The sequence below is a fragment of the Pseudomonas sp. NS1(2017) genome, assembly GCF_002269425.1.
Taxonomy (GTDB): Bacteria; Pseudomonadota; Gammaproteobacteria; order Pseudomonadales; family Pseudomonadaceae; genus Aquipseudomonas; species Aquipseudomonas reactans.
Genome location: NZ_CP022960.1, coordinates 2,584,849 through 2,593,954, shown reverse-complemented (window position 1 = coordinate 2,593,954; position 9,106 = coordinate 2,584,849). Strand labels below are relative to the sequence as shown.

At 62.8% G+C, this 9,106-nt stretch carries 9 protein-coding genes; 1 reads left to right on the top strand and 8 read right to left on the bottom strand.

Annotated elements, in window-relative coordinates; genetic code table 11:
* Window positions 1-61: 61 nt before the first annotated feature.
* The 8 genes from CI807_RS12300 to CI807_RS12265 all read right to left on the bottom strand — a co-directional run bounded on the left by CI807_RS12300 (window position 62) and on the right by CI807_RS12265 (window position 7,749).
* On the bottom strand, window positions 62-1,237 hold the full coding sequence (locus CI807_RS12300; RefSeq protein ID WP_095014847.1) for a PotD/PotF family extracellular solute-binding protein: 1,176 nt from the start codon (window positions 1,235-1,237) through the stop codon (window positions 62-64).
* A complete protein-coding gene (locus CI807_RS12295) occupies window positions 1,234-2,208 on the bottom strand; it encodes a GTP-binding protein (RefSeq protein WP_095014846.1) in 975 nt (324 codons plus the stop codon). The genes CI807_RS12300 and CI807_RS12295 overlap by 4 nt, the downstream gene beginning before the upstream one ends.
* Window positions 2,209-2,319: 111 nt before the next feature.
* The gene (locus CI807_RS12290; RefSeq protein WP_095014845.1) at window positions 2,320-2,622 is read right to left on the bottom strand and encodes a hypothetical protein; all 303 of its coding nucleotides are present in this window, start codon (window positions 2,620-2,622) and stop codon (window positions 2,320-2,322) included.
* A gap of 13 nt (window positions 2,623-2,635) precedes the next feature.
* Window positions 2,636-3,385, bottom strand: a complete 750-nt coding sequence (locus tag CI807_RS12285) for an SDR family NAD(P)-dependent oxidoreductase (RefSeq protein WP_095014844.1) — start codon at window positions 3,383-3,385, stop codon at window positions 2,636-2,638.
* Window positions 3,386-3,398: 13 nt separating this feature from the next.
* Complete coding sequence (locus CI807_RS12280) at window positions 3,399-4,160, bottom strand: SDR family NAD(P)-dependent oxidoreductase (RefSeq protein WP_095014843.1); 762 nt, start codon at window positions 4,158-4,160, stop codon at window positions 3,399-3,401.
* Window positions 4,161-4,170: 10 nt separating this feature from the next.
* Window positions 4,171-5,511, bottom strand: a complete 1,341-nt coding sequence (locus CI807_RS12275) for an MFS transporter (RefSeq protein ID WP_095014842.1) — start codon at window positions 5,509-5,511, stop codon at window positions 4,171-4,173.
* Between the two features lie 25 nt (window positions 5,512-5,536).
* On the bottom strand, window positions 5,537-6,415 hold the full coding sequence (locus CI807_RS12270; RefSeq protein ID WP_010212857.1) for a polysaccharide deacetylase: 879 nt from the start codon (window positions 6,413-6,415) through the stop codon (window positions 5,537-5,539).
* Window positions 6,416-6,426: 11 nt separating this feature from the next.
* Window positions 6,427-7,749, bottom strand: coding sequence for an amidase (locus tag CI807_RS12265; protein WP_095014841.1), 1,323 nt, complete (start codon window positions 7,747-7,749; stop codon window positions 6,427-6,429).
* Between the two features lie 337 nt (window positions 7,750-8,086).
* On the opposite strand from CI807_RS12265, the gene CI807_RS12260 reads away from it, so the two are divergent.
* Window positions 8,087-9,076, top strand: coding sequence for a GntR family transcriptional regulator (locus CI807_RS12260; RefSeq protein ID WP_095014840.1), 990 nt, complete (start codon window positions 8,087-8,089; stop codon window positions 9,074-9,076).
* Window positions 9,077-9,106: the final 30 nt, after the last annotated feature.

Here is a 9,106-nt window from a genome sequence, read left to right as displayed (position 1 = left end):
CCGCCGTAAGGGCGGAACCCATATCAGCCGTTACCGCAGCAACGGATAAGTACTCAGTCAATCAAACACACCGAGCCCGCATAAAATCCCCCCACCGCCGCACCAGATAATTATGCTCATCCATCACAGAATTCCACACCGCAATGTGCCCCATGCGCGCCTCATAAGCCCCCCCATCCCGCACCTCCCCCACATCAATCAACGGCAACCCATCACTCCCCAGCAACTCCTCCCGAGCAGGCTTGCCGGCATACCAGTAATCCCACTCCGCACTGCTCAAGTGATCCCGACTCCGCGCCGGGTTGCCAATGTAATAACCCTGGCGCGCCATCACCGCCCCTGGCCACCCCGACAACCACCAATTCAAATACGCATAGGCCGCATCCAACACCGCCCCCTTCGCATGCCGCGACAACGACAACCCACCAAACCACGCGCGATACCCTTCACGCGGCACCGCCAAGCGGTATTTCACCCCCGCACGATGCAGGCGCATCAAAGTCGGCGACCACAGGCTCTGAATATCGATACTCGGGCTGAGCATCAATTGCGCCGCTTCTTCATCATCAGACCAGAACGCCGCAAAGTGCCCCTCCTTCTGCTTGCGCACCAGGATGTCGGCCAACACGTCGATCTCTTCGATGCTCATATTGCCGATGTCCCTGAAACTGGCCAGCCCCGCGCCCTGCACCGCCAATGCAGCATCCAACGCACCAATCGCCGCGTCACTCTGCAAGGCCGTGCGCGCACGCCAGGCGGGGTCCAACAGCCAGCCCCAGCTTTCGTTACCGTGGCAAAAACCTTCGGGCAAGCGTTCGGGCCGGTAGGCGAAACTGTCGGCGTTGTGGGTCAGGGGCAACATACTGATGCGATCGGTGACCGTGCTGCCGAGGCTGCCGTCGTGCTGCACGAACAACCGTTCGCTGGGCACGCTGCCGCTGCCCAGTCGGTCATCGGGCGACAGGCGCCCACGCTTGGGCAGGTCATTGATCTCGTGCCACAGCGCAATGCGCCGGGTGTCGATGGGCTGGATCGCCCGGGCTGGCCACACGAAGTCGACGTTGTGGAACCATTGGTCGTACAGGTCGTAGCTCTCAGGCTGCATCACCGCGATGCGCTGGGCCTGCTCGACATCGTGCACTTGGTAGATCAGTCGAATGCCCAGCTCCTGCTCGGCGCGGACGCGCAGGCATTCAAGCAGGGTAACGGAGGTGCCGAGGACGCGCAGAGTGATCATGCCGCGAACCGCCGCGAGAACACGTTGAAGGAACGTCGCAACAGTTCGGGGTCTAGGCCACGCAGGATAAACACCAGGCGCGACTGCCGATCGGTGCCCGGCCATGCAGGCAAATGAACCGGCGCATGCAGGCAATGCTGCACACCATGAATGACGATGGGGGCGTTACTGGCGTTCACGTTGAGCAGCCCTTTCACACGGAGGATTCGTTCGCCGTGGCATCTTAACAGCATCGACAACCACACCCCGAAACCCACCCAGTCCAGCGGCTGGTCAAAGGTCAGGCTGCACACTTGGGCGGCGCCGTGGGTAGCGGTGGTGGTGCGATGCAGTTGCCAGCGACTGACTTCCACGGCGGGTTCGGCGCTGCGCAGACCTTCGCCGAGCAGCAGTTGATCGCCGCTGTGGATGTCGTGGGTATCGAGGATCGGCGTACCGGCATTCAGCGCCTGCAAGTGAGCGCGCAACGCCGTGCAATCGCCGGCCAGGTCGGTCTTGCTCAACAGCAGGCGATCCGCCGCCGCCACCTGCGCCAGCCATTCCGGGTGCAGGCGTTCTTGCAGGGCGGCGTGGCTGGCGTCGACCAGGGTGATCACCAGGCCAACATGGAAACGCCCGCGCAGTTGCACGTCGTTGTTCAGGGTGGCAAGAATCGGCGCCGGATCGGCCAAGCCGGTGGTCTCCAGAATGACGCGCTTGAACGCCGGGATTTCACCGCGCTCGCGGCGTTGCAGCAGGCCGAGCAGCGCGTCTTTCAACTCGCCACGAATTGAGCAGCACACACAGCCGCTGGGCAACAGCACGGTGTCAGGTGCCACCTCTTCCACTAGCAGATGGTCGATGCCGACATCGCCGAATTCGTTGATCAGCAGCGCGGTGTCGCCCAGGCTTTCGCCTTGCAGCAGACGTTTGAGCAAGGTGGTCTTGCCGCTGCCAAGGAAGCCGGTGATGACATTAAGGGCAATGCTCATAGTTACCTCCGCCCCCTGTAGGAGCGAGCTTGCTCGCGCAGAACGCACAGGCACCGCGTTCATCCAGACCGCCCGCGTTGTCATTGACGACCTTCGCGAGCAAGCTCGCTCCTACAGAGAGTTGTATTCCAAATGATCGAGCAGTTGGGGATCGAGAGGGTCCAAGGGACGGCCGAGCATGGCCTCGGCCGCCTGCCACAGTTGATCCAGACCGCTGGCCAATTCCTGCTTACCGGTAGCGCCCAACAGCAGATACGACGCGCCCTGGAAATCTTCGACCTTGAGCCGGAATACCGCCAGCACCTGGTTGATGGCGGCGATTCGGCGCAGGCGTTCGCGGCGTCGGGGCAGTTCGTCGCCCAAAGGATCGCTCCAGTGCAGGTCTTCGCCGAGCAGTCCGCAGAGTCCGCACATGGCTATACCTCACTCATGGCATGACGTCGCCGGAGTTCGGGCCCAGGGTCTGGCCGACGAACAGGTTGCCACCGGGCTCGCTGGCCAGCAGCACCGCCGTGGGCGCCACTTCATCCGCCAGGCCGAAGCGCCCCAGGGGCAATTCCTTGGCCTTGGCGCGCTTCCAGTCGTCGCTGATACCACCCACCAAAGGCGTCTCGATCGGGCCGGGCGCGATGGCGTTGACCAGCACATTGTCCTTGGCCACTTCCAGGGCCAGGGACTTGGTGAAGCCGATCACCCCGGCCTTGGCGGCGGCGTAATGGGTCAGCTCGGCGCCTCCCTTGATGCCCAGTTGCGAGGCGACGTTGATGATCCGCCCCCAACGCTGCGCGAGCATGTGCGGCAAGGCGCGCTGGCTGGCGACGAACACACTGGTGAGGTCGACGCGCAGCATGTCGTTCCACATTTCGATGGACAGGTCGACGCAGCGCGCCTGGGTGAGCATGCCGGCGTTGTTGACCAGGATATCGATGCCGCCGAAGTGTTCGACGCAGCGGTCGACGCTCGCTTGGGCACCTTCGACAGTGCCTACATCGGCCAAGCATTCGAACACCTCGGCGCCGAGGTTGCGGCAGGTGATCGCCGTTTCCGCGAGGCTGGCGGCGTTGCGGTCGGCCAGCACCAGGCGCGCGCCTTCAGCGGCGTAGGCACGGGCGATGGCGGCACCGATGCCGCTGCCGGCGCCGGTGATCACGGCGCGGCGATTAACGAGTTGAGACATACAAAAACTCCTGTCAGTCAGGCCAGCGGACGGTTAGGCCGCCGTCGATAACGATGCTTTGCCCGGTCAGATAACTCGACGCGTCACTGGTCAAAAACTGCACCAGCGACGCCACTTCATCCGCCCGCCCTACTCGGCCCAACGGAATCGCCCGCGCAGCTTTGGCCAAGCCTTCCGGCCCGAGCGAGTTTTTTGCATCCAGCGACTGCGGCGTCTCGATCAACCCAGGGATCACTGCATTGCAACGAATGCCCTTGGCCGCCAATTCCACCGCCAGCGACCGGCACAACCCCGGCACGCCAGCCTTGGCCGCCGCGTAGTGACTGTGCTCCTGCCAGCCATACACGCCGCCGGCAATCGACGAAATCGCCACCAGCGCGCCGCCTGCATGCATATGCCGGGTCGCCGCGCGGAAGGTGCGCATCACCCCCGTGAGGTCGACGTTGAGCATTTCGTCCCACAACGCATCGGTCATCTCCAGCAAGGGTGCGCGGCGCAGCAGGCCGGCGTTGGCCACGGCGTAATCGAGTCGGCCGAAATGCTGGATGGCTTGCGCGGCCAGTGCATCGACAGAAGCAGTGTCACCCACGTCCAACGGCAGCATCAGGCACTCGCCGCCCGCCTCTGCCACAAGGCAGACGGTGGTCTGCGGGTCATGGGGATCGGCCGGGTAATACCCGCCGACCACCGCCACGCCGTTACGGGCATAGGCCACAGCGAGGGCTTGGCCGATGCCGCTGGCAGCACCGGTAATCAAGGCAACTTTACGGCTCATCAAACACTCCTTACTGAACGGTTTCCGGACGTACATGGCGTGCGGCAAACATCAAGGCGCCGGACAGGAAGCACGGCAGTGCGCCGAACCACAGCGCGGCGGTCTGCCAGTCGCTGCCGGCGGACAACACTTGGGTCGCGCCAAAACCTGCGACCACCGCGCCGATCGGGCCCATGGCGTGGATGATTGCGCCACCGGTGGCGCGGATGCTGGTGGGGAAACTCTCACTGATAAAGAACAACGCCGCCGAGTACGGCCCGATCAGGAAGAACAGGCCCAGGCTGTACAGCCCGACCACCATCGGCATATTGCTCGGGCCAAACAGCATCCCGGCGAACGACAGCCCGCCGAGCATCCAGCCCAGGCCGATCACGTTGCGACGACCAATCTTGTCGCCCATCCAGCCGTGGCTAAGGTAACCGCAGTACCCCACCAGGTTCGACAGCACGAGGATGATCAGCGAGTTCTCGAACGAGATGTGGTGCACGCTGATGATCACCGAGGTACCGAGCACGCTGAACACCTGGATCGCCGCCCAGTTGAGCAACAGTGCCGCGCCGATCACCAACGTGGCGCGACGCGCCGGGCCACGGAACGCGGCTTTGAGGCCCGCCTTGCTGTGTTCGTCGTAGTCCACGCCATAGGTGGCGGCGACGTTTTGCGCTTCAGTCACCGCGCCGCTTTTACGCAATTGGCTGATGCGCTGGTGGATCTGGAACTGCGGGCTCTCCTTGAGCTTGCGCGCCATGATCGCGATGACAATCGCCGGGATCGCGGCGAAGATGAAGCAGCCCTGCCAGCCAATGATCGGCAGCAACAGCGCGGTCAAACCGGCGGCAATCAAAGCACCTACCGGCCAGCCACCTTGCACCAGGCTGTAGATAAAGCCACGGCGTTTGGTAAGACGCGGATCTTCGGAGGCGCCGTACAACTCACTCAGGTAAGTGGCGTTGACGGTTTCTTCGGCATAACCCAAACCACCCAACGAACGGATCAGGATCAGCGGCGACTTGCCCCACGCGCCGCCAATCGCAGTCAGCGCCGAGCACAGTGCGGAACCGGCGACGGTGAAGATAATCCCGGTGCGGCGCCCCAATTTGTCCACCACCGGGCCGATGGCAAATGCCACTACCGCCGTGCCCACCGCCACCCAGGTCGCGATTTCAGCTTGCTCCACTTCACCCCAGCCAAAATGCCGGCCGATCTCCGGCAGCAAGGTGCCGAACAAAATGAAGTCATACACCGCAAACACCCAGGCGAAAAACGCGATCCAGGTGGCGAAACGCACCTCCTTGGACGTCAGTTGCCGGGGTTTCCAGCCAGTCAGGTCAAGCTTGTTGTAGATGGACATGGGTCGCGCCTCGGGGATTAAGGAGTCAGGTACGGGGTTGGCGGCGGATGAAGTCGTCGGCGATTTCGTCGAAGGTGACAAAGCGCACGCCGGCATGGCTCTGGATGTGTTCGATCAGGCGCTCCAGCATCAACAGCACTTGCGGGCGGCCGGAGACGTCGGGATGGATGGTCATGGTGAACACCGCGTGTTCGTGTTCGCGGTAGACCCAGTCAAACTGGTCGCGCCACATTTCTTCGAGGTGACGCGGGTTGACGAAGCCGTGGCTGTTGGGGGCTTTCTTGATGAACATCATCGGCGGCAGGTCGTCCAGGTACCAGTTGGCCGGGATCTCCACCAAGTCGGTTTCTTCGCCGCGCACCAGGGGTTTCATCCAGGTGTCGGGGTGCTGGCTGTAGTCGATCTTGGTCCAGCTGTCGCCCTTGCGCACGTAGTAGGGGTGGAAGTCGTTGTGCATCAGGCTGTGGTCGTACTTGATGCCTTTTTTCAGCAGCAGTTCGTTGGTGACCTTGCTGAATTCCCACCACGGCGCCACGTAGCCCGTCGGGCGTTTGCCGGTGACCTGGGTGATCAGCTCGATGGATTTATCCAGGACGATTTCTTCTTGCTCGGCCGTCATCGCAATCGGGTTTTCATGGCTGTAGCCGTGCACACCGATTTCGTGACCGGCGTCGGCCACGGCTTTCATTTGCTCGGGGAAGGTTTCCATCGAGTGACCAGGGATAAACCAGGTGGTACGCAGGCCGTAGCGTTCGAACAATTTGAGCAGGCGCGGCGCGCCGACTTCACCGGCGAACAGGCCACGGGAGATGTCGTCCGGCGAATCTTCGCCGCCGTAGGAACCGAGCCAGCCAGCGACGGCGTCAACGTCGACGCCGAATGCACAGAGAATGTCTTTAGCCATGATGTGTCTCCTTAAACGTTGAGTACGGATTCGACGGACAACGCTGCGCGCAGCAGGCGAGCGTCTTCCCCCGTCGGGGCGCTGAGCAGCAGCCCGGTGGGCAGGCCCTGGGCATCGCGGCCGCTGGGCAGGGTGACGCCGGGCATGTCGAGCAAACTGCCGGGCATGGTCAGGCGCAGGGTGGCGAGGTTAGTGTTCACAAACAGGTCGTCGTCGGCTTCCAGCGCTGCCAATGCGGGTGCGACGTGGGCGACGGTGGGGGTGATCAGGATGGCGCCGTCGAGGTCGTCGACCAGTTGTTGTTGCAGGCGGCGCCGAGCGTCAATCAGATGAAGAAGCTGGCTGGCCGGCAGCGCGCGCGCAGCTTCGAGGCGGCGGCGTACACGTGGGTCGAGTTGTTCGGCGTCGGGGCTGTCGAGCAAGGCTTCGTGCAGGGCGAAAGCTTCGAAGGAACCGAGCCAGCCGTGGTGTTTGATCAGGTCCAGGGTGGCCTGGAAGGTCGGGCATTCACGCTCCTCGATCAGCGCGCCGTGGGCCTTGAGTTGCTCCACGGCGCGCAGCAGGTTGTTGCGCACAGCGGGCTCAGCATCCTGTTGCGCCAGCACAAAGCGCTGACCCTTGAGGCTGCGAGCGGTGTGGGTTTGGCTGCGGCCATGCAGCAGGTCATCGATGGCCAGGGCATCACGTACGCTGCGGGTCAGCGGACCGAGGCTGTCGAGGGTGTGCGCCAGGGGGAACACGCCGTCGCGGCTGTAGCGTCGGCTGCTGCTGCGGTAACCCACCAGGCCGTTGAACGCCGAGGGGATGCGGATCGAACCGGCGGTGTCGGTGCCCATGGCGATGGGCACGATTCCGGCAGCAACGGCCACCGCTGAACCGGACGACGAACCACCTGGAATGCGTGGTTGGTCAATGCCAAGGGGATTGTGCGGCGTGCCGAAATGCGGGTTCAGGCCCAGGCCGGAATAGGCCAGTTCGCTGAGGTTGGTCTTGCCCACGCTGACCATCCCGGCGCGGCACAGCAGGCCCACGATCGGTGCGTCGAGCAACGCAGCGGGCGCGTTGCGGCGGTAAGCCGCGCCAGCGGTGGTAATGCTGCCGGCCACATCGAACAAGTCTTTCCAGGCCAGGGGCACGCCGTCGAATACGCTCAACGGCTGGCCGGCGCGCCAACGAGGGGCAGAGGCTTCGGCTTCGCGGCGCGCACGCTCGGCGGTCAGGTTGATAAAGACTGCCGGGGCCCGGCTCGCCTTTTCGAGTGCCTGCTCAAGGGCTTGCACAGGGTCGTTGCGACCGCTGGCGAAATCCTCGGCCATTGAAGTGGCGTCTGACATCAAGGTGCCCCTCACAAAATGTACTTATTAATAAAATATACATTTTGCAGAGGCAGCTTTCGTGCCAGTCTTTCTCAGGCAGCTTTTACGCAATCGGAGGATTTCGCCTAGAGCTACGGGATAGATGGTTTTAAACAGTCGGAAAAAATCTTGCCAGGTCACAGGAAAGCGCCTTCAATGAAATAATGTATCTTTTATTAATAAATACATTTTGGTGCAGAAAAGTAACATTCCACGATTCCGAGCCCCACAAAGGTGCCGCCGCTGTGGCGCAGGGTGACAGGCGCAACTTATGAGAGAATCCCCGGCCACCGTCCTACAAGCCCCAGAGAAAGCAATGAAAGCAGCGTCCGCCCCGGCCTCCCGTTACGCGATGATTCATCAGGTATTGCGTGATGCGATCGTCAACGGCACCGCGCGCCACGGCCTGGTCTTGCTGGAAGCGCCGCTGGCCGAATTGTTCGGCACCAGTCGTGTGCCGGTGCGCCGGGCCCTGGACCTGCTGCATGAAGAAGGGCTGATCTGCCGCTTCAACGGCCGGGGTTACCTGATCAACCCCGACGGCCTGGTGATGGAACCGCTGCGCCTGCCCTTGAGCCATGCGCACCTGGGCCTCAATGGCGAAGATGAGTTGGTGGACACGCGGCCCCTGGGCGAGCGCATCGTCGAGGAAATCGGCGCGGCGTTGTCCACCTGCATTGCCTTCGGCCATTACCGCCTGGACGAGCAGGCGGCCGCCGACCACTACGGCGTCAGCCGCGCGGTAGTGCGTGAAGCGCTGATGCGCCTGCGCGACCGCGGGTTAGTGGAAAAAGAGCCCTACTCCCAATGGTTGGCCGGACCGCTGACCGCCCGTGAAGTCACCGAAGACTACGAGCTGCGCGCCTGCCTGGAACCCGAAGCCCTGCGCCAGAGCGCGCCGGGGCTGGACCGCGAAATGCTGGAAGCCATGTTGCAACGCGTGCTGGACGCCCAGGACAGCGCCCACTGCAGCCTGGAGGCCATCGAGCAGATCGAGGAGGACTTGCACCAGCGCTGCCTCGCCGGCCTGCAGAACCGCAAGATTGCGGCGCTGATTCGCCAGGGGCAGAGCCCGATGATCATCAGCCGGATTTTTTACCGTTTGCTGGGGATCGGCGCCGATCCGGCCATGCTCGCCGAACATCGCCTGATTCTGGAATTGCTGCTGCATGGCGCATTTGATGCGGCGGCGTTGAACCTGCGTGAGCACCTGCAGCGTGCACGCCAGCGCATGCTGCAAAGATTGAAAGTGTTGTCAGTGCTGCCGGAGCAGCCATTGCCGAGCTATCTGCACAAGATCAGCTGAATTCATGCAAATTGTTGCTAACTTCACGCG